Below are 20,466 nucleotides of genomic sequence, written 5' to 3' on the forward strand. Positions count from 1 at the left end.
GGAATGTGCCCCACCCGTGCCGGATCGGAGTAGTGCCATTAATCGCCGGGTACCCGCAGCGGTAGCAAGTTACCCCGCTGCGTTCGGTGCCGACGCGATCGGGTGAAGAACGTTCACGTGTGGAGCGGCGATGTGGGGGCGGTCAGCCCGGCTTTCCCGCCTCGCGATTGCGCGGCCGCTTGCCGGCATTCGCCTTCGGCGTCGGTGGAGCGGCGTGCTGGTCGGGCAGGTCGCGGCGCTGGCCGGTGTCATCGCCGACGGTGACCGTGACGGACGGGCCGCCGCCGACGATGTGCGGCATCTCGACTGCGGTGCCGGTTTCCACGCCCATGCCCTGTCCGGCCCGGCCCGGGGTGATCGGTCCTCCGCCCAGGGCGCCCGGATTGGGGCTGTCGGCGTTGGAAACATGCCGGTCCCGGTCCTTCCGCCTTTCCGCGTCGTCCTTCATGCGGTCGTTGTCCATCTGGTCCTCCCGGGTTGGGGTTGTCCTTCGGCCAACATGCCGCCCGCACGGGAGTTCCGGCATTCGCCCGACGGGGGGAGGAGCGGCCGATAGAAACTGCGGACTTCAGCCTGCGGCGGGCATGGCGACGCCCGGACACCCACCCATCTATGCACCGCCCCAGATCCCAACCCTTTGGCCCCAGCGGCGCCGCACCATCCGGCAACCCACCGTTGCCGAACGCATGGAGGTTATGCGTTTAGGGAATCCCTCCGTCCTGCTTGCGATATTGTTATGGAGGCGAAGAATATCCTAAGGTCATGCTACCCCCATTTCGGGCTTGGCGCAGACCACGTCCCGACAGAGACCAGCTCAAGGCCCCCGGTGACCGACGGTGATGGCGTCCTCTCACATAATCGTCGGTGGCGCCACCTGGTTCTACCTGTCGAGCCGGTACGGGATGGCCTTCGATCCGGTCGCCTTCGGCGCGGCGATTCTGGGAGCCCTGGCGCCGGACATCGATCATCCGAAATCGACTCTGGGGCAGATGGTGAAGCCGCTTTCCATCGCCATCTCCAATATCTTCGGACATCGCGGCGTCACCCATTCTGCCCTCGCCATCGCCGGATGCCTGTGGGTTCTGCATGAGCATGCGGCCTACCAGCATCTGCTGATCCCGTTCATCGTCGGCTATCTCACCCATCTGGCCGGCGATCTGCTGACCCCGGCCGGGCTGCCGCTGCTGTGGCCGATCAAGCGGCGGCGCAACTTCGCCCTGCCGGTGCTGAAGACGGGCGGCTTTTCCGAACAATTGGCGGTGACGCTGATGGCGGGCTGGATGATCTCCGGCCTGTTCGCCGGCGGCTGGCCGCAATTTCCCCTCGAGCGTCCCTGGCGGTCCGTCGTCGCCGCCGCGCAGACCTATCTGGGGGAGGCCGGCGGGGAAAAGGCCGCGCCCCCGGTGCCAGTGCGCAAACCGTCCGAGAGCAGCCGCGCGAAGCCGCTGAAGGGCTGAGTCTCTGCCGCTTCGGCTATCCTGCCTCCACCCCGCCGAATCTGCGAAACGGAGAGCCGTGTCCATATGGATCGTCGGCATTGAGGCGATTTCGCCGAATTCTATTCTGCGAAAGCGGAAAAGCCGGTCCCGTAGGCTCGGAAACCGGCGAGATGTTCTGAAATTATGGGTATTTACCCGTATTGCATACGGATTTTTGCCAATTTATCAGAATGATAAACGGAAAAATCGCCGAAATACCAGATGGAAAGAATCCCGGAAAATCGGTTAGCCTGACAGGCGTTGGACCGGCCTCGCGAAGCGCCGGACATGAGCGCTTCGATGCCTCCAACCCCGCCCCCGACCAGAGCCAGCCACGCGATGAACCAGATGATCGACCCGAGCGTCGCCCCCGCCTCCGAGCCGTCCCTCTCCAGCGGGGCAGGCCCCTTCGCCGCCTTCGCCCCCGTCGTCCGTCCGTCCACTCCGCTGCGTCAGGCGATCACCGCCGCCTACCGCCGGCCGGAACCGGATTGCGTGGCGTGGCTGGTGGAGCAGGCGGCGCTGCCGGCCGAGGTGACGGCGGCGGCGGCCCAGACCGCGCGGTCGCTGATCGCGGCGCTGCGCGCCAAGCCGCAGGGGCGCGGGGTGGAGGGGTTGATCCACGAATACAGCCTGTCGAGCCAGGAAGGCGTGGCGCTGATGTGCCTGGCGGAGGCGCTGCTGCGCATCCCCGATCGCGCCACCCGCGACGCCCTGATCCGCGACAAGATCGCCGGCGGCGATTGGCGCGCCCATCTCGGCAACAGCCCGTCGCTGTTCGTCAACGCCGCCACCTGGGGACTGCTGGTCACGGGCAAGGTGACGGGCGCGTTGGGCGATGGCCTCGGCGGCGAGCAGGCGCTGTCCTCCGCCCTGACCAAGCTGATCCTGCGCGGCGGCGAGCCGCTGATCCGCCGCGGCGTCGATATGGCCATGCGGATGATGGGCGAGCAGTTCGTCACCGGCCAGACCATCGACGAGGCGCTGTCCAACAGCCGCAAGATGGAGGCGGAGGGCTTCCGCTATTCCTACGACATGCTGGGGGAGGCGGCGACGACCGCCGCCGACGCCGACCGCTATTACGCCGATTATGAAAAGGCGATCCACGCCATCGGCAAGGCGTCGGCCGGGCGCGGCATCCATGACGGCCCCGGCATCTCGATCAAGCTGTCGGCCCTGCACCCGCGCTATTCCCGCGCCCAGGCCGACCGCGTGATGACGGAACTGCTGCCGCGCGTCACCGAACTGGCCCGGCTGGCCCGCCGCTACGACATCGGCCTGAACATCGACGCCGAAGAGTCCGACCGGCTGGAGCTGTCGCTCGACCTGCTGGAATCCCTGTGCTTCGATCCCGACCTGAAGGGCTGGAACGGCATCGGCTTCGTCGTCCAGGCCTATGGCAAGCGCTGCCCCTACGTCATCGACTTCATCGTCGATCTCGCCCGGCGCAGCGGGCACCGGATGATGGTGCGTCTGGTGAAGGGCGCCTATTGGGACAGCGAGATCAAGCGCGCCCAGGTCGACGGGCTGGAGGATTTCCCGGTCTACACCCGCAAGCTGCACACCGACGTGTCCTATGTCGCCTGTGCCCGCCGGCTGCTGGCGGCGTCCGACGCGGTGTTCCCGCAATTCGCCACCCACAACGCCCAGACGCTGGCGACCATCTACCGGATGGCCGAGCAGATGAATCCCGCCGGTTTCCAGGTCGGCCAGTACGAGTTCCAGTGCCTGCACGGCATGGGCGAGCCGCTGTACAAGGAGGTGGTCGGCCCGCTGAAGCGGCCCTGCCGCGTCTATGCCCCGGTCGGCACGCACGAAACCCTGCTGGCCTATCTGGTCCGCCGCCTGCTGGAGAACGGCGCCAACAGCTCCTTCGTCAACCGCATCGCCGACAAGAGCGTGTCGATCGACGATCTGGTCGCCGACCCGGTGGCGCAGGCCCGCGCCGCCCTGCCGGTGGGCGGGAAGAACCCGCTGATCGCCCTGCCCAAGGATCTCTTCGGGACTGAGCGGGCGAACTCCGCGGGTCTCGACCTGTCGAACGAAGCCACGCTGGCCGAGTTGTCCGCCGCGCTGCGCGACAGCGCCGCCGTCGCCTGGACCGCCGCCCCGCTGCTGGCGGACGGCGAGCGCCGGGGGAAGGCCGAGCCGGTGCTGAACCCGGCCGACCATCGGGACGTCGTCGGGCAATGCGTCGATGCCGCTCCGGCCGACATCGCCGACGCCTTCCTGTTCGCCGAGGAGGCGGCGGCGGCCTGGGCCGCCACCCCGCCGGCCGAGCGCGCCGCCTGCCTGTTCCGCGCCGCCGACGAGATGCAGGCGCGCATGCCGACCCTGCTGGGCCTCATCATGCGCGAGGCCGGCAAGTCCACCGCCAACGCCATCGCCGAGGTGCGCGAGGCCATCGACTTCCTGCGCTATTACGGCGCCCGGGTGCGCGACGGCTTCAGCAACGACACCCATCTGCCGCTGGGTCCGGTGGTCTGCATCAGCCCGTGGAATTTCCCGCTCGCCATCTTCTCCGGTCAGGTCGCCGCGGCGCTGGCCGCCGGCAACCCGGTGCTGGCCAAGCCGGCGGAGGAAACCCCGCTGGTCGCGGCGGCGGCGGTTCGCATCCTCCGCGCCGCCGGCGTGCCCGCCGGTGCGGTGCAGCTTCTGCCCGGCGCGGGCGAGGTCGGCGCCGCCCTGGTCGGCCATGCCGGCACCCGCGCGGTGATGTTCACCGGCTCCACCGAGGTGGCCCGCCTGATCCAGCGCCAGCTGGCCGAGCGGCTGTCGCCGGAAGGCGCGCCGATCCCGCTGATCGCCGAGACCGGCGGGCAGAACGCCATGATCGTCGACTCGTCGGCTTTGGCCGAGCAGGTGGTGGGCGACGTGATCGCCTCGGCCTTCGACAGCGCGGGGCAGCGCTGCTCGGCCCTGCGCATCCTCTGCCTGCAGGAGGATGTGGCGGACCGCACGCTGACCATGCTGAAGGGCGCGATGCGGGAGCTGCGCATCGGCAGCCCGGACCGGCTGGCCATCGACGTCGGCCCGGTCATCACCGCCGAGGCGCGCGACGGCATCGCCCGCCACATCGAGGCGATGCGGGCCAAGGGACGCCGGGTCGAATCGCTGCCGCTGCCGGCGGAGACCGCACATGGCACCTTCGTGGCGCCGACCATCATCGAGATCGACGGCATCGCCGATCTGGAGCGCGAGGTGTTCGGCCCGGTCCTGCATGTCCTGCGCTTCCGCCGCGACGATATGGACCGGCTGGTCGATGCCATCAACGGCACCGGCTATGGCCTGACCTTCGGTCTGCACACCCGCATCGACGCCACCATCGACCGGGTGACCAGCCGGATCGAGGCCGGCAACCTGTACGTCAACCGCAACACCATCGGTGCGGTGGTCGGCGTACAGCCCTTCGGCGGCCATGGCCTGTCCGGTACAGGTCCGAAGGCCGGCGGCCCGCTGTACCTGTCGCGTCTGCTGTCCGTACGTCCGGCTCTAGACCTGGGCTTGCGCGGCGGCGACGCCGTACCTGCGCCGGCCCATGTCCTTGCGGATGTCCTTGCTGATTGGCTGTCCGACCAGGGCAAGACGGAGATCGCCACGGACATACGGACGCTGGCGAAGCGTTCCCCCGTCGGCGGCAGCGTCGAACTGGCCGGCCCGGTCGGTGAAAGCAACGTCTACAGCCTGATCCCGCGCGGCCGCATCCTGCTGCTGCCGCAGACGGAGGACGGGCTGTACCGGATGCTGGGGGCGGCGCTCGCCACCGGCAACGAGGTGGTGGTGGATGGCGACGGCGCCGTCACTGCCGGCCTCAAGACCCTGCCGGCGGAGCTTGCCGCCCGCGTCCGGGTGACGGCGAACTGGCAGTCCTCCGGTCCGCTCGCCGCTGCGCTGGTGGAAGGCGACGCCGCCCGCCTGCTCACCGCCAACCGCCGCATCGCCGAACTGCCCGGCCCGATCGTCCTGACCCAGGGCGTGCCGACCGGCGGCGAGGGGGTGGAGATCGCCTGGCTGATGAACGAGCGCTCGCTCAGCACCAACACCACCGCGGCCGGCGGCAACGCCAGCCTTGTGGCGATGAGCTGAGAGCGTAAACCGCAATGCCCTCTCCCCAGTGGGGAGAGGGATAGCGACGGCGGCCGATTGAACAACGCAGAGCCTTACGACCCGATCACGCCGGCGTCCTGCTTGGTGATGGCGACGACGGAGGGACGCGGCGGCATGTTGGGCTTGAAGTCAGGCCAACGGGTCGCCGGGTCTTCAAAGGTCGACTTGCGGCCGAACGGCTCGTACAGCTCGACACCGTCGGTGGCCGGGTGCTGCACCGCGACGAACAGGGTCTTGTCGTCGGGCGCGAACTCCGGCCCGCACATTTCCGCCCCCACCGGCACGCGGAAGAACATCATCGATTTGCCGCGCAACGCGCCTTCGGTCTCCACCGCGTAAACGCCGTCGGCCTTGCCCGACGCCTTGAACCAGCCTTCGCCCTGGTCGGTGGTGATCCACAGCCGGCCCTGGTGATCGATGGCGCAGTTGTCGGGGCAGGAGAACCAGCCGTTGTCGGAGGTGGCGGGGTTGAACATCGCCCCCACCTCGCCGTCCTTGGGATTGCCGCCCTTGAGCAGAATGTTCCAGGTGAACTTGGCGGCGGCGTGGTCGCCGTCCGGCGGCAGCATTTCCACCACCTGGCCCCACAGGTTGCCCGCGCGGTCGTTGGCGGGGTCCAGCTGTTCGGCCTTGCGGCGGGAGTTGTTGGTCAGCATGACGTAGATGGCGCCGGTCTTCGGGTTGACCTCGACGTCTTCCGGGCGGTCCATCTTGGTGGCGCCCAGCTTGTCGGCGGCGAGACGCGCCTTAATCAGCACTTCGCCCTGATCCTTGAAGCCGGCATCGGCGGTCAGACCGTTCTGGCCATGCACCAGCGGCAGCCATTCCAGCGACCCGTCGGCGTTGTAACGGGCGACGTGCAGCACGCCGTCGTCCAGCAGCGTCATGTTGTGGGCGCGGTCGCCTTCGACGTATTTCTTGGCCGAGACGAATTTGTAAACGTAATCGAAACGCTCGTCGTCGCCCATGTAGGCGACCACCCGCCCGTCCTTGTTGACGGCGACGGAGCAGGCCTCATGCTTGAAGCGGCCGAGCGCCGTGCGCTTGATCGGGGTGAAGGTCGGGTCGTAGGGGTCGATTTCGACGATCCAGCCGAAGCGATTGGCTTCGTTGGGTTCCTTGGCGACGTTGAAGCGGTCGTGATGGGCGCCCCAGTTGTACCACTTGCCGGGCACGCCGTAGCGGTCGGCCTTGGGCTTTTCCTCATCCGACCAGAAATAGCCGTTGAAGTTTTCTTCCGCCGTCAGCCAAGTGCCCCACGGCGACATGCCGCCGGCACAGTTGTTCAGCATGCCGCGGACCTTTGTCCCGGTCGGGTCGTAGGAGGTCTTCATCAGATCATGGCCGGCAGCGGGGCCGGAGATGGCGCACTCGGTCTCGCCGGTGATGCGGCGGTTGTACTTGGAGGCGGGATCATAGGTCCACTTGCCGCCGGTCTTCTTCACCTCGACCACGCTGCCGCCGTGAGCGGCGATTTCGATATCGACCAGTTCCTTGGTCATTTTGGCGAATTTCGCTTCCTGCTGTTCGCCGCCCAGACCGGGGAACATCACCTCTTCGTCGGTGTACTCATGATTGACGCAGAGCAGGCCGTGATCGGGGGTCCTGGTTCCCTGCGGCAGCGGCGCGAAGCCGAGATAATCGTTGTTGTAGCCGAATTGCAGCGCCTGAGACGCCGCCGACTGCTTTAGCGGGTCGAAGGCCGGAGCGCCGGGGACCACCGGGTCGCCCCAGCGAATCAGCACGTCGGCGCTGTAGCCGGGGGCGACGTGGTGGGTCTCATCGACGCCGAAGGCGACTTCCGAAAAGGTGAAGGACGGCTTGGCGGCTTCGGCCGCGGCTTCCTTCGACAGCGCCGCCAAGGCGGCGGGGCCGGCGACGGCTGAAATGGCGGAAACCGCAAGCGCGCCGCGCAGCATGTCGCGGCGGCCGAAGCGCGCGGCGATGATATCGCCCATGGTGGGGTTTTCGGTCGGATTGCTGCCGATGTCTTCGGCGGCTTGACGGCCCTTGATGTCGCTCATGTCTCTTGTCCCCTAGGGGTTAAGCTTGAGCGCACCATAGGCAGGGGAGATGACACCGATATTACGTAAATGTTGGTGATGAATGAAGGCGAGGAGGATGGGGCCGCCGCACACCCGCCCGCGGCATGCGCATGCCTGCCATCACCCTCGCGCTGCGGTACGCCCGCGGCCGATCCGGTTAAGGTTCCGAACCTCTGTCGTCGCCTTTCGGGCCATCCATGCGTCTCATCTTCCTGCTCGGCCTCGCCGGGTTCGCCAGCGCCTTTTCCCTGCGCACCACCGACCCGATGCTGACGCTGATCGCCGACGATCTCGGCGTGACGGTGCGGCAGGCGGCGCTGCTGGCCTCCGCCTATACGCTGCCCTATGCGCTGATGCAGATCGTGCTTGGGCCGGTCGGCGATGCCATCGGCAAGTCGCGGCTGGTGCGGCTGGCGCTGGCCGTGCTGACGGTCGGGCTGGCGCTGTCCACCATCGCGCCGACCTACGGCACGGTGATGGCGGGGCGCATCCTGGCTGGCGGCTTCGCCGGCGGCATCATCCCGGCCTCGATGGCGCTGATCGGCGACCGCGTGCCCTATGGGGAGCGCCAGATCGCCATCAGCCGCTTCCTGCTGGCGGTAATCCTCGGGCAGATGTCGGGCTCCGCCGTGTCGGGGGCGCTGGCCGAGGCCTTCGGCTGGCGCGTGGTGTTCGGCCTGTCGACCGGGCTGACCGCGCTGATCTGCGTCGCCGCCCTGATCGGACTGGCGCGCGAGGTGGAGACCCGCTCGCCCCTGTCGGTGGCCGACGCGCAGCAGCGCTACGCCACGGTGCTGACCAACCCGGCCTCGCTGATCGTCTTCGCCACGGTGGCGGCGGAAGGGCTGCTGATCTTCGGCGTCTTCCCCTTCGTGGCGCCGGTGCTGATGGAGCATGGTGCCGCCGGCGCCTTCCAGGCCGGTCTGACCATCGCCGCCTTCGCCATCGGCGGCGTGGCCTACAGCGCCGTGGTGCGGCGGCTGATCGCCTCGCTCGGCCAGTGGGGCATGATGAAGGCCGGCGGTCTGGCGGCGGGGCTGGCCTATCTGGTCATCGCCTTCCCGGTGCCCTGGCCGGTGGTGAGCCTCGCCTTCCTGGTCGCCGGCTTCGGCTTCTACATGCTGCACAACACCATGCAGACCCAGGCGACGGAGCTGGCGCCGACCGCCCGCGGGTCGGCGTTGGCCCTGTTCGCGTCCTGCTTCTTCATCGGCCAGGGGATCGGGCCGGTTCTGTACGGCTACATCTCCACCCACACCGGCTTCGGGCCGCTGTTCCTCGGCGTCGGCGCGCTGACCGCCGGGCTGGGCTTCGCCTCGGCCCGGCTGATCCGGCGGGTTTAAAGCGGATTGCAATCCGCTGTGGACCGCGACGGCGGTCCCGGCCGTTCATGCGGCCGAAGCCCGACCGGCGAATGAGGTCGTATGATCCAAAGCGAATGCAAATCCGCTTTGGATGGAGGTCACAGACAAGCCCGGATGTAGGGCCGGTTCACCTCCCACAATTCGTCCAGGATGGCGGCGGCGGCGGTGCTGGAGTTGATGACGGGGTCGATCAGCAGTGCCTGCAGCGCCAATTCCTTCGACCCGTGCAGCGCCGCCTCCACCGACAATTGCTGCACGTTGGCCTGGACCGAGAGAAGCTTGACGATGCCGTCGGGCAGGCGGCCGAGCGAGATCGGGTGGATGCCGGCGGCGTCGGCCATCAGCGGCACCTCCACCGCCAGCTCGTCGGGCAGGCCGGGGATGACGCCGCGGTTGATGACGATGCCGGATTCGATGAAGCGCTTCTGGTTGTGCAGCTGGCCGGCGATCACCGCCACCGCCCGCTCGCCCCAGGACGGCTTGGTCCAGTCGTCGGGGATCGGCCTGCTGCCGTCGATGACGCCGTCCATCAGGTCGCGCAGGATGACGCGGCCCTCCTCGTCGTGGCGGAAGTCGAAGCCGTGCTCCCCGGCCTCCCAGCCATAGGGCAGGAATTCGCCGGTGTGATCGTCGCTCGGCGTGACCCACAGGCCGAAGGCGTGGAACAGGCGCCGTGCCAGCGGGGTGAAGGACGGGTCGTGCGTCGCCTCCCGCTCGCGCAGCAGGGAGTAGAGGTCGCGCCCCGTCGCCTTTTCGCGGATCGCGGTCAGCCATTGGAAATGGTTCAGCCCGGCGCCCCAGACATCCACCTCCTTCTCGGCCATGCCCAGGATCTGGCAGATGAACCAGCGCGCCAGGAAGATGCCGTGGCAAAGCCCCAGCGTCCGTACGGAGGTGCAGCGCGACAGGCCCAGAACGATGCGGCTTTCCGGGTTCGACAGGTTGATGAACAGGGCGTCCGGGCAGATCGCCTCGGCGTCGCGGACGATGTCGACGATCAGCGGCAGGGTGCGCAGCGTGAAGAACAGCCCGCCGGGGCCGCCGTTCTCGCCCAGCGTGTGACGGATGCCGTGCTTCTTCGGCACCTCGAAATCCAGTTTCCACAGCCGGTTGCGGTCGATGGCGATGGCGCACAGCACGAAACCGGCGCCCTGGAGGGCGGCCTTGCGGTCGGTGGTCTTCTCGATGGTGATGCCGGCCCCACCGACGCCTGGGCCGCGGCGGTTCATCACCTCGGCCAGCGCCGCCATGCGGTCGAGCGCCTCCGTGTTGGTGTCGACCAGGGTCAGGGTGCTGCCGGCCAGTTCAGTGGTGGAGAACAGATCCTGGAACAGGCTGAGCCCGAAGGCGGCGCTGCCCGCGCCGATGAAGACGATCTTGGTGGTGTTCGCCATGATGCTTTTCCTCCGTCGTCGGAGCGGCCGGGCGCCGTCTGTTAAAGTCAGGCTACGCCCTTCGGACCAGTTCGCACAGTGCCCGCGTGCAGTCGCCCGCGGCTGCGCCACCGCGTCGCGCGTGGCGGGATTGCATGCTTGACCCATGGCTAAGGCCGGCCGGCTGGGGCATGCTGGAAAAAACGCACCATCCCCTCGGGAGGATAAGAAGATGGACAGTTTCAGCCAGCCCGTATCCCAGGCCGCCGATGCCAAGCCGCTGAGCTTCCCGCCGGATTTCCGCTGGGGTGCGTCGACCGCCTCCTACCAGATCGAAGGGGCGGTGGCGGAGGACGGGCGCGGCCCCTGCGTGTGGGACACCTTCACCGCTCAAGGGCGCATCATGGACGGCAGCAGCGCCGCCGTCGCCTGCGACCATTATCACCGCTACCCGGAGGACATAGCGCTGATGAAGGCGGCGGGCTTCGACAGCTACCGCTTCTCCATCGCCTGGCCGCGCATCCTGCCGACGGGAACGGGGGCGGTGGAGACGCGCGGCCTCGATTTCTACGACCGGCTGGTCGATGCGCTGCTGGAGGCGGGGATCACGCCGATGGCCTGCCTCTACCATTGGGATCTGCCGCAGCCGCTGGAGGATGCCGGCGGCTGGCAGGGGCGGGAGATCGTCGGTCCCTTCGCCGATTATGCCCGCATCGTCACCGCCCGGCTGGCCGACCGGGTCAAGACCTGGATGATGCTGAACGAGCCGAACGTCGTCGCCATCTTCGGCTATGGCGTAGGGGAGCACGCCCCCGGCCACAAGCTGGGCGAACAGGGCATCCTGCGGGCGCTGCACCACCAGAACCTGGCGCAGGGCGCGGCGCTGCGCGCCATCGCGGCGGAGCATTCCGGTCTGACGCTCGGCACCGTTGTCAACCTGCAGCCCGTCGTCTCCGACAGCGACCGGCCGGAGGATGTGGCCGCCGCCGCCCGCTGGGACGCGGTGTGGAACCGGGTGGCGCTGGACGGGGTGATGCGCGGGCAGATCCCGGCGCTGCTGGCCGACAAGATGGCGGAGTTCGTGCAGCCCGGCGACGAGGAGGCGATCCGCTACCCCATCGACCTGCTGGGGATCAACTACTACTCCCGCAGCACGATGAAGCATGAGGAGGGGCGGCCCTTCGACGTCGGCTGGGGCGAGGCGCAATGCCGGCGCTGGACCGGCATGGCCTGGCCGGTGCAGCCGGAGGGGCTTTACGATCTGCTGACGGAGTTCCGCACCGATTACGGCAATCCCGCCGTCTTCATCGCGGAAAACGGCTGCGCCTATGACGACGTGGTGACGCCGGACGGCCAGATCCATGACGCGGAGCGCGTGCTGTACTACCGCGAGCACCTGGAATCGGTGGCGCAGGCGCTGGCCGACGGCTGCAACGTCAAGGGCTATCTGTGCTGGAGCCTGCTGGACAACTTCGAATGGGCCTACGGCCTGTCGAAGCGGTTCGGCATTGTGCGGGTCGATTACGACACGTTGAAGCGTACGCCGAAGGACAGCTACCGGTTTCTGGCCGAAGTTGTGAGAACCGGGAGGCTTTAAGCCTTTCTTCGTCCCTACCCCTGTACTTTTGTCCGATCACGTCCTATTCGTTAGTTATACGGACGGTGAGGGCTTGAGGGCGGAGGCCCGGGATGGGCGACATGACCGACGACAGGAGCGCCAAGGCGGGCGGCGCCAGAACCGGCGAGGCGGCCCCCGGCTTCGCCCGCCGCTTCCTCCGGCTGGCCGGCGGTTATTGGGGCGGGCGGTCGCGGGTGACCGTCTGGGCGCTGACCGTGGCGCTGTTCGTGCTGACGGTCGGGCAGGTGTCGATCCCGGTCCTGATCAATCTGTGGAGCGAGCGGCTGTTCGACGCGCTCGAACAGCGCTCCATGGACCGTTTCCTGACGATGATCGGTCTGGTCGGGCTGATCATCGTCTACAACATCGTCATCGTCGTGCTGCATCTGAGGGTGAAGCGCCGGCTGCAGATGGGGTGGCGCGACTGGCTGACGCGCAAGCTGCTGGAGGACTGGCTGCGCCGCGGTCGTCACCACCAGATCGCCTATATGCCGGGCGAGCACGACAACCCCGACGGCCGCATCGCCGAGGACATCCGCATCACCGCGGAGATGGCGATCGACCTGGGCCATTCGCTGACCTATTGCGCGCTGCTGCTCATCAGCTTCACCAACATCCTGTGGATGCTGTCCGGCACGCTGTCGGTCACGCTGTTCGGAACCGAGTTGTCGGTGCCGGGCCATCTGCTGTTCGTGGCGCTGCTCTATGCCGCCATGGGCACGACCATCGCCATGCTGATCGGACAGCCGCTGGTCAATGCCGTCAACCGGCGCCAGGGCTACGAGGCGGATTTCCGCTTCGCGCTCGCCCGCATCCGCGAGAACGGCCAGACCATCGCGCTGCTGCATGGGGAATCGGCCGAGCGCGGCCATCTCGCCACGCTGTTCGGCGGGGTGATGCGCGGCTGGACCGGGCAGACCCGCGCGCTCAGCCACATGATGGTGTTCAGCGCCAGCTATTCGGTGCTGTCGGCCGCCTTCCCGATCCTGGTCGCCGCTCCGCGCTACATCGCCGGGACCATCTCGCTGGGCGTGCTGATGCAGACGGCGCAGGCCTTCCAGCAGACGGTGGGTGCGCTGTCCTGGCCGATCGACAACCTGCCGCGCGTGGCCGAATGGCGCGCGTCGGTGGAACGCGTGCTGAACCTGCACGACGCGCTGGTCCGGCTGGACCGCGAGGTCTGCGACGTGGTGGACGGCCACATCCAGGTCGTGCGCTCCGACGAGCACCGCACGCTGACCTTCAGCGGCGTCGCCATCGACGAGCCGAACGGCACGGCCGTCGTCCATGCCTTCGACCTGGAGGTCCGGCCGGGCGACCGGGTGCTGATCGGCGGCGACGCGACGGCGACCATCCGCCTGTTCCGTGCGGTGGCCGGCGTCTGGCCGTGGGGCAGCGGGCGCATCACCCTGCCGGCCCACACCCGCGTCTTCTTCATGCCGGAACGCCCCTATCTGCCGCATGACAGCCTGCGCGCGGTGCTGGCCTATCCCGGCCCGGCCTCGTCGGTGGCCGACGGCAGGGCGGCGGAGGCGCTGGCCAGCGTCGGCCTGCCCGAACTGGTCGACCGGCTGGACAGCACAGACCGCTGGGACGAGGTGCTGTCGGTGCCCGACCGCCAGCGGCTGGGCTTCGCCCGGCTGCTGATCCGCCGCCCCGACTGGATCTTCCTGGAGGACGCCACCGACAGCCTCGACCCGCCGGCCGAGGAGGAGCTGCTGACCCTGATGGAGCGCGAGTTGCCGAACGCCACCCTGCTGACCATCGGCCATCATGCCGGGCTCGACGCCCACCACAGCCGCAAACTGATCCTGGAACGCACCAACGGCGCCGTCACCCTGCGCGAGGAGGCGCGCGAAACCCAGCCGGAGCCGGAGAGCGTGGCATAGGAGCTTTCCCTCCCGCGCCGGGAGAGGGTAACTCTCGGCGTATTCTTGGAATGCATCCAATAAGCTGCCACACTGCCCTGCGACCACCATACGAACCCACAGAATCGCCGTCCCGCAAAGCCCCCGCAAAGTCATGGACATGAGTGTGAAGAAGACCGGCATCAACGCGGCGTGGCGGGGGCTGGCGAATTGCCGCGGGTGCGGCATCAGGGAATCCGCGCTTTTCGCCGATCTGACCGAATCCGATTTCAACCTGATCCATCTGCCGATCGACGAGATGACGGTGGCGCCGGGGGCGGCGCTCTACCATGTCGGCGACGAGCCGGCGGCGCTCTACACCGTGCGCGGCGGGCTGGTGAAGCTGGTGCAGTATCTGCCCAACGGCGGACAGCGCATCGTCCGGCTGCTGCGGACCGGGGACACCGCAGGGCTGGAGGCGGCGCTGGGCGAGCCCTATCGCCACACCGCCATCGCCATCCATCCGGTCCTGACCTGCCGCATTCCCCGTGCGGTGATCCAGCGTCTGTCGGAGGAGACGCAGCACCTGCACCAGCAGTTGATGCGGCGCTGGCATCAGGCGGTGGAACGCGCCGACGCCTTCCTGGTGGAGCTGGGCACCGGCAGCGCGCGGGCGCGGGTCGCCCGGCTGTTCCTGACCCTGGTGGACGGCCACGGCGAATGCGACTTCTTCGGGCGGGAGGATGTCGGCGCCGTGCTGGGCATCACCACCGAAACCGCCAGCCGCGCCGTCGCCGAACTGAAGCGGCAGGGCCTGCTGAACGAGCTGCGGCCCAACCGCTTCCAGTGTAACGTGGACGCCCTGCGGGCGCTGGCGGACGGGCCGTAAGCCCGCCCCCCGGCATCCGAACCGGCGGCGTCAGGCCGCCCGCATCTCTCCGACCAGCGCATCGACCTGACCGGACAGGGTCCGCAGCTGGTCCTGCACGGTGGAGGAGGCCGACAGAACGCGGTTGGCGGATTCCCCCGACTCCCGCGCGGCGTCGGCGACGCTGTCGATGTTGCCGCGGACATGCTGGGTGCTGTCCGCCGCCTCGCCGACATTGCGCGCGATCTCGCGGGTGGCGGAACTCTGCTGTTCCACCGCAGCGGCGATGGTGGCGGCGATCTCGTTGACCTCGCGGATGGTGCCGGCGATGGAGCGGATGGCGTCCACCGCCTCCTGCGTCACCGACTGCATGGCGGCGATCTGGGCGGAGATGTCCTCCGTCGCCTTGGCGGTCTGGGTGGCGAGCCCCTTCACCTCGCTCGCCACGACGGCGAAGCCCTTGCCGGCCTCCCCGGCGCGCGCCGCTTCGATGGTGGCGTTGAGCGCCAGCAGGTTGGTCTGGCCGGCGATGGACTGGATCAGCCCGATCACCTCGCCGATGCGGCCGGCGGTCTGGGCCAGCCCTTCCACGGTGCGGTCGGTCCGCTCCGCCTCGTCGGCGGCCTTGCGGGCGATCCGGCTGGAGACGTGGACCTGGTTGCCGATCTCCTGGATGGAGGCCGACAGCTCCTCCGTCGCGGCGGCGACCGCCTTGACGTTACCTTCGGCCTGCTGGGAGCTGCCGGCGGCGGTCGTCGCCTCCCCGGCGGTCAGGTCGGCGCTGCGGGCCATGCGTTCGGCCATGTCCTGCATCTCGCCGGCGGCCTGGGCCACGCGGTCCAGCACGCCGCGGACGCTGCTCTCGAAATTCTCCGCCATCTCGACCATGGCACGGCGGCGTTCCCCGGCGGCACGGCCGCGCTCGGCCTCGGCGCGGGCATCGGCTTCGCGGGCGGCGTTGGCGGTGTCGCGGAAGACCATCAGCGCGCGGGTCATGTCGCCGATCTCGTCGGAGCCGGCGGCGGGGATGGACGCGTTCAGGTCGCCGGCGGCGATGGCCCGCATGGCCTCCGACAGCGCGCTGAGCCGGGCGACGATGTGGCGCCCCACCACCAGCCAGGCCAGCGCCACCGCGCCGACCAGACTGCCGATGGCGAACAGGATCAGCATGTTGCGGCCGGCGGCGATGGTGCCGTCGGTGCCGGCGACGGCGGCCTTGGCCTCGTCCCGGATGGCGGCGATCTGGCGGTCGACGGTGGCGGCGAAGCTCTGGGACAGCAGGCGGTTCTCCGCCAGGACCCGGCCGGTGTCGGCCACGGCCGCCAGCTCGGCCCTGCGCAGCGCGACGATGCCGTCCTCCCCCCGGCCGAAGGCGGCCAGCGCCTTGGCCAGGGCGCCGATCACCTCGTTGCCGGCGGCATCCGCGGCGCCCTCGCCCTGATCCCCGTTGCCCGCTTCGGCGTCCGCCAGACTGACGATGCGCTGGTCGAGCGCGATGGCCTCGGTGATGAAGCGCCTTTCCAGCCGGGCCAGCCGGGCGGCGTCGGTGGCCAGGGCCGCTTCGTTCAGCACGCCGGCCAGGGCGGTGCCGTAGGTCGAGAGTTCCAGATGGGTACGGAAGCGGTCCAGGCCGGGGCCCAGCAGATCATGCGTCGACTCCTGGATGCGGGAGCGGACGTCGAAGCTGGTGCGCTTGATGTCGCTCTGCACCTTGCGCAGCGGCGCCTTCAACTCGTCGAGCAGGCCGGCCGCCTGCGCCCGCGCCGCGCCCAGCCTTTCCGCCAGCCGCCGCTCGACGGGCCCGCCGCCGTTCTCGGTGCCGTCGAGCACCGCCCGCCGCAGCTCGAAGACATTGTCCTTGCCGTATCCGAAGAGGAACAGCGTGTCGATCTTCCCCGCCATGTCGGCCGGCAGCCGGTCGCCCAGCGTGCCGAGCGTGCCGGTCACCTGGGAGGAGGCTTCGAGATAGGCCTGCTGCAGCTCGCCGATGGCCTTGGCGTCCGGCGCGGTGCCGGACCGGTTCATGGCGTCGAGCGCGGCGGTGATGCCGCCGCGCAGGTCGTAGAGCGCGATCATCGACCGCACCGCATCCGACAGCGCCCCCATGTCGCGGTCGGTCCCGCCGTCCAGCGCCATGCCCTTGTCCTGCAGGGATTGTCCGGCGCCTTCCACAAGCGGCGCCAGGGTCTTGAGGAAGCCGTCATAAGCCTGGGCCAGCTTGGCCGACGCGGCCTCGCGACGGTCGCGCAGGGACAGGCGGGCGGCGACCCCGTCATTGACGCGGTCCAGCGTGGCGATCAGGGCGTTGCCGGTGTCCCGCACCTCAGACAGCAGCGGATCCTGCGGGCGGCGCGCGGCCAGCTCGTCGACCAGCGCCAGGAAGGCGCGGGAGCGTTCGCGCGTCTCGGCGTGGATGCGCTCGCGCTCCTCCTGGCTTTCGGCGCCGTCCAGGGTCGGGGCGGCGGTGGCAATGCGGCTGCTTTCGCCGGCCAGCCGGGTCGCCAGCTCCATCTCCGGCAGGCTGATGTCGGCGATCTGCGCCATCGGCCGTTCGACGGCGGAAAAGGACATCAGCCCGACGGCGCTGGCCGCCACCGTCATCGCCGCCATGCCGGCGAAGGCCAGCAGCAGCTTCGCCCGAACGCCGAGACGGCGCCGGCTGCCCGGATTTGGATTGCTGCCGGACGGCCCGGAAACGTGCTGCGGGAGGGCGGGTGCGGCGGTGGACATGGCGTCGGATCCCCTCGGGGCGTGATGATCGCTTTCACCCGGAGGCGGCGGTTGCGCTCCACCCGGGCGCCGGCGGTCCCATCGGCCGCAAGGCTGCATGGAATGCAACCCTGGCTCTGCAAGTCCCCGGAGGTTCTTGCGGCGATCGGTCACACCGGCTTTTGCATGGTTTTCGGGCGGGGGATTTCCCGTCAATCAAATTTCCTATAACCGGAAAGGAAATTTCAGATCATTCCACTCCATGGAATGTCGGCGCGGCTGTGGTGGAGAAGTTTCGCAAGTGCGAAAGAGGAATGCCGGCCGGTCATATATCCATTCGGAATCGGGCTCGGCCGACCGGGGGGCGGATGCACGAAAGCTGAAGCAGCCAAGCCCAGGCCTATGCCGGTTTGTCATGATCCGAACTGGCCACACCAAAGGCGTCGGGACCATCCACCAACGTTATCCCTGTGCTTACCCCCACCGGAGAAAAAAGCGATCACATGGATAGCCCGACAGCCATACCGATGCCGAGTGGAAGCACCGGGGTGGCGTGGCTAGCTTGGGATCAACAAGTTTCCGAGGGATATTGAGAATGCCGCAGGACGCCAGCCCGCCTTTCCCCAACCCGTCGCTTCAAGCGGCCGGTGGCGCCGGGCTGCCCCCCGCCGCCGGTGGCGGAGCCGATGACGGGATGATCGCCGGAATCCGCTCGGTCCTGGCCGAATGCGGCGGACTGGCGGTCGACGCCGGCAGCCTTGCCGTCGATGACGATCTCTATGCAGCCGGACTCACCTCCCATGGCTGCGTCGGCCTGATGCTGGGGCTGGAGGAGCAGTTCGACGTCGAGTTTCCGGAAAAGCTGCTGAACCGCCGCACCTTCGAGAGCATCGCTGCGATCCGCGACGCGGTGCGCGGCCTGATCGACGGGGGCGAGGCGTGAACGCCGCCCCGGCCGGCGCGGCTCCGAACCTTTCGGTCCGCGCGCGCGCCATCGGGGCGGACATCGCCGCCCCCCATGCCGAAGCGGTGGACCGCGAGGGCCGTTTCCCGGCCGAGGCCTTCGATGCCCTGCGCCGGGAAAGGCTGCTGGGCGCCATGGTGCCGGCGGATCTCGGCGGCGGCGGCGCCTCGCTGTTCGAGGTGGCGGCGGCCTGCCATGCGCTGGCCCGCGGCTGCGCCTCCACCGGCATGATCTATGCCATGCACCAGATTCAGGTCGCCTGTCTGGTCAACCACGGCAGCAACGGCTGGCACCGCGAGCTGATGGCGCGCATGGCGGCCGAACAACTGCTTCTCGGCTCCGCCACGACGGAGGCGGAGACCGGCGGCGACATCCGCAACAGCGTCTGCGCCGTCGTCGCGGACCAGGAGGCCGACCGTTTCACATTGGCGAAGAACGCCTCCGTCATCTCCTATGGCGACCAGTCGGACGTGATCCTGGTCACCGCCCGCCGCCATCCAGACGCGCCGTCGTCGGATCAGGTGCTGGTGGTGCTGACCCGCGACGATTACCGGCTGGAGAAGACGATCCTGTGGGACGCGATGGGCATGCGCGGCACCTGCTCCGACGGCTACCGGCTTGAGGCGGCGGGCGTCACCGGCCAGATCCTGCCGCTGCCCTACGCCGACCTGTCGGCCCAGACCATGCTGCCGGTGACGCACATCCTGTGGAGCAGCACCTGGCTCGGCATCGCCGCCGACGCGGTCAGCCGCGCCCGTGCCTTCGTCCGGTCGGAGGCCCGGCGCAAGCCCGGCGCCACCCCGGCCTGCGCGGTGCGGCTGGCCGAGGCGACGGCGAAGCTGCAGCAGATGAAGACCGTCATCCTGACCGCCATCCGCCAATACGAGCTGGCCTGCGGCTCGCCGGAACTGTTCACCACCCTGTCCTTCGCCACCGCGATGGGCACGCTGAAAGTCACCACGTCGGAACTGGTGCGCGAGGTGGTGGAGGCGGCGATCCGCACCTGCGGGCTGGCCGGCTACCGCAACGACACGCCCTACAGCCTCGGCCGCCACCTGCGCGATGCCCATTCCGCCGCCCTCATGATCGGCAATGACCGGATCATGTCGCACATCGCCACTCAGCTTCTCGTCCAGCGGGACGGGTCGGGGCCATTCGAATGAACATGCTCGACATCGGGGCGGCCCAGACGGCCTATCGCGACGAGCTGGTGGCGGCCGGACTGCTGATCCCCACCGGCGTGGACGGCCTCTATGGCCGCAGCGGCGTTTTCGAGGATGTGGTGGAGCGCTTCGACGCGCTGGTCACCCGCCGGGGCGGCGCCGACGGGGCGGAGGTGATGCGCTTCCCTCCGGCCCTGAACCGCCGGCATTTCGAGGAAAGCGACTATCTGAAGAGTTTCCCCCATCTTGCCGGCACCATCCACAGCTTCGCCGGGGACGAGAAGGCGCACCGCACCCTGCTGCGCCGGCTGGAGGACGGGCAGGACTGGACCGGGGATCAGGCGGCGACCGACGTGGTGATGACGCCGGCCGCCTGCTACCCGGTCTATCCGACCATCGCCCGGCGCGGCGCGCTGTCCGATGACGGCAAGCTGATCGACGTCTTCTCCTACTGTTTCCGGCACGAGCCGTCGATCGACCCCGCCCGCATGCAGATGTTCCGCATGCGCGAATACATCCGCATCGGCACGCCCGAGCAGGTGGTGGCGTTCCGCGAGGCGTGGCTGGAGCGCGGCCGCGAGATGATGGCTTCGCTGGAGGTGCCGCTGGAGATCGACGTGGCCAACGATCCCTTCTTCGGCCGGGCCGGCGCCATGCTGTCGAGCAGCCAGCGCGAGCAGAAGCTGAAGTTCGAGCTGCTGATCCCCGTCACCAGCACGGAGAAACCGACCGCCTGCCTCAGCTTCAACTATCACCAGGACCATTTCGGCCATATCTGGGACATCCGCACCGCCGACGGCGGCATCGCCCACACCGCCTGCGTCGGCTTCGGGATGGAGCGGGTGGCGTTGGCGCTGTTCCGCCACCATGGCTTCGACCCGGCCGGCTGGCCGGCGGCGGTCCGCAAGGTGCTGTGGGGCTGACGGGCGC

Annotated in this window: 13 protein-coding genes; 9 read left to right on the forward strand and 4 right to left on the reverse strand. The window is 68.8% G+C overall.

The features are described 5' to 3' along the window. Nucleotides 1-142: 142 nt before the first annotated feature. Nucleotides 143-463 carry a hypothetical protein gene (locus DM194_RS24810; protein ID WP_246024648.1) on the reverse strand — a complete coding sequence of 107 codons (321 nt, stop codon included), beginning with the start codon at nt 461-463 and terminating at the stop codon, nt 143-145. Nucleotides 464-839: 376 nt separating this feature from the next. On the opposite strand from DM194_RS24810, the gene DM194_RS24815 reads away from it, so the two are divergent. Together DM194_RS24815 and putA are read left to right on the forward strand one after the other, a co-directional pair. Continuing rightward, nucleotides 840-1,457, forward strand: coding sequence for a metal-dependent hydrolase (locus tag DM194_RS24815; protein ID WP_111070333.1), 618 nt, complete (start codon nt 840-842; stop codon nt 1,455-1,457). 360 nt (nt 1,458-1,817) lie between these two features. Next, nucleotides 1,818-5,564, forward strand: coding sequence for a trifunctional transcriptional regulator/proline dehydrogenase/L-glutamate gamma-semialdehyde dehydrogenase (putA, locus tag DM194_RS24820; RefSeq protein WP_111070334.1), 3,747 nt, complete (start codon nt 1,818-1,820; stop codon nt 5,562-5,564). Nucleotides 5,565-5,638: 74 nt separating this feature from the next. On the opposite strand, the gene DM194_RS24825 is transcribed toward putA, so the two are convergent. Then, a complete protein-coding gene (locus DM194_RS24825; protein WP_111070335.1) occupies nt 5,639-7,609 on the reverse strand; it encodes a PhoX family protein in 1,971 nt (656 codons plus the stop codon). 218 nt (nt 7,610-7,827) lie between these two features. Between DM194_RS24825 and DM194_RS24830 the strand changes: the two genes are divergently transcribed. After that, complete coding sequence (locus DM194_RS24830; protein WP_111070336.1) at nt 7,828-8,973, forward strand: MFS transporter; 1,146 nt, start codon at nt 7,828-7,830, stop codon at nt 8,971-8,973. 119 nt (nt 8,974-9,092) lie between these two features. Here the strand turns inward: DM194_RS24830 and DM194_RS24835 are convergent, their stop codons facing one another. Beyond that, nucleotides 9,093-10,388, reverse strand: coding sequence for a family 4 glycosyl hydrolase (locus DM194_RS24835; protein WP_111070337.1), 1,296 nt, complete (start codon nt 10,386-10,388; stop codon nt 9,093-9,095). Nucleotides 10,389-10,599: 211 nt separating this feature from the next. Between DM194_RS24835 and DM194_RS24840 the strand changes: the two genes are divergently transcribed. The 3 genes from DM194_RS24840 to DM194_RS24850 all read left to right on the forward strand — a co-directional run bounded on the left by DM194_RS24840 (nt 10,600) and on the right by DM194_RS24850 (nt 14,721). Beyond that, complete coding sequence (locus DM194_RS24840) at nt 10,600-11,964, forward strand: GH1 family beta-glucosidase (RefSeq protein ID WP_111070338.1); 1,365 nt, start codon at nt 10,600-10,602, stop codon at nt 11,962-11,964. A gap of 101 nt (nt 11,965-12,065) precedes the next feature. Beyond that, entirely contained in the window at nt 12,066-13,874 is a 1,809-nt protein-coding gene (locus DM194_RS24845) for an ABC transporter ATP-binding protein/permease (protein ID WP_246024649.1), read from the forward strand. 133 nt (nt 13,875-14,007) lie between these two features. Then, nucleotides 14,008-14,721 (forward strand): Crp/Fnr family transcriptional regulator, encoded by a 714-nt coding sequence (locus tag DM194_RS24850; protein WP_111070340.1) that lies wholly within the window; start codon nt 14,008-14,010, stop codon nt 14,719-14,721. Between the two features lie 30 nt (nt 14,722-14,751). Here the strand turns inward: DM194_RS24850 and DM194_RS29020 are convergent, their stop codons facing one another. Then, a complete protein-coding gene (locus DM194_RS29020; RefSeq protein ID WP_111070341.1) occupies nt 14,752-17,430 on the reverse strand; it encodes a methyl-accepting chemotaxis protein in 2,679 nt (892 codons plus the stop codon). A gap of 673 nt (nt 17,431-18,103) precedes the next feature. Between DM194_RS29020 and DM194_RS24860 the strand changes: the two genes are divergently transcribed. The 3 genes from DM194_RS24860 to DM194_RS24870 are packed head-to-tail and all read left to right on the forward strand — an operon-like array spanning nt 18,104 to nt 20,459. Beyond that, nucleotides 18,104-18,352: an acyl carrier protein gene (locus DM194_RS24860; RefSeq protein WP_111070342.1), complete on the forward strand. Its 249-nt coding sequence runs from the start codon at nt 18,104-18,106 to the stop codon at nt 18,350-18,352. Next, complete coding sequence (locus DM194_RS24865) at nt 18,349-19,536, forward strand: acyl-CoA dehydrogenase family protein (protein WP_111070343.1); 1,188 nt, start codon at nt 18,349-18,351, stop codon at nt 19,534-19,536. The genes DM194_RS24860 and DM194_RS24865 overlap by 4 nt, the downstream gene beginning before the upstream one ends. Beyond that, nucleotides 19,533-20,459 (forward strand): amino acid--[acyl-carrier-protein] ligase, encoded by a 927-nt coding sequence (locus DM194_RS24870; protein WP_111070344.1) that lies wholly within the window; start codon nt 19,533-19,535, stop codon nt 20,457-20,459. The genes DM194_RS24865 and DM194_RS24870 overlap by 4 nt, the downstream gene beginning before the upstream one ends. Nucleotides 20,460-20,466 lie beyond the last annotated feature (7 nt).

This window comes from Azospirillum ramasamyi, from assembly GCF_003233655.1.
Lineage (GTDB): Bacteria > Pseudomonadota > Alphaproteobacteria > Azospirillales > Azospirillaceae > Azospirillum > Azospirillum ramasamyi.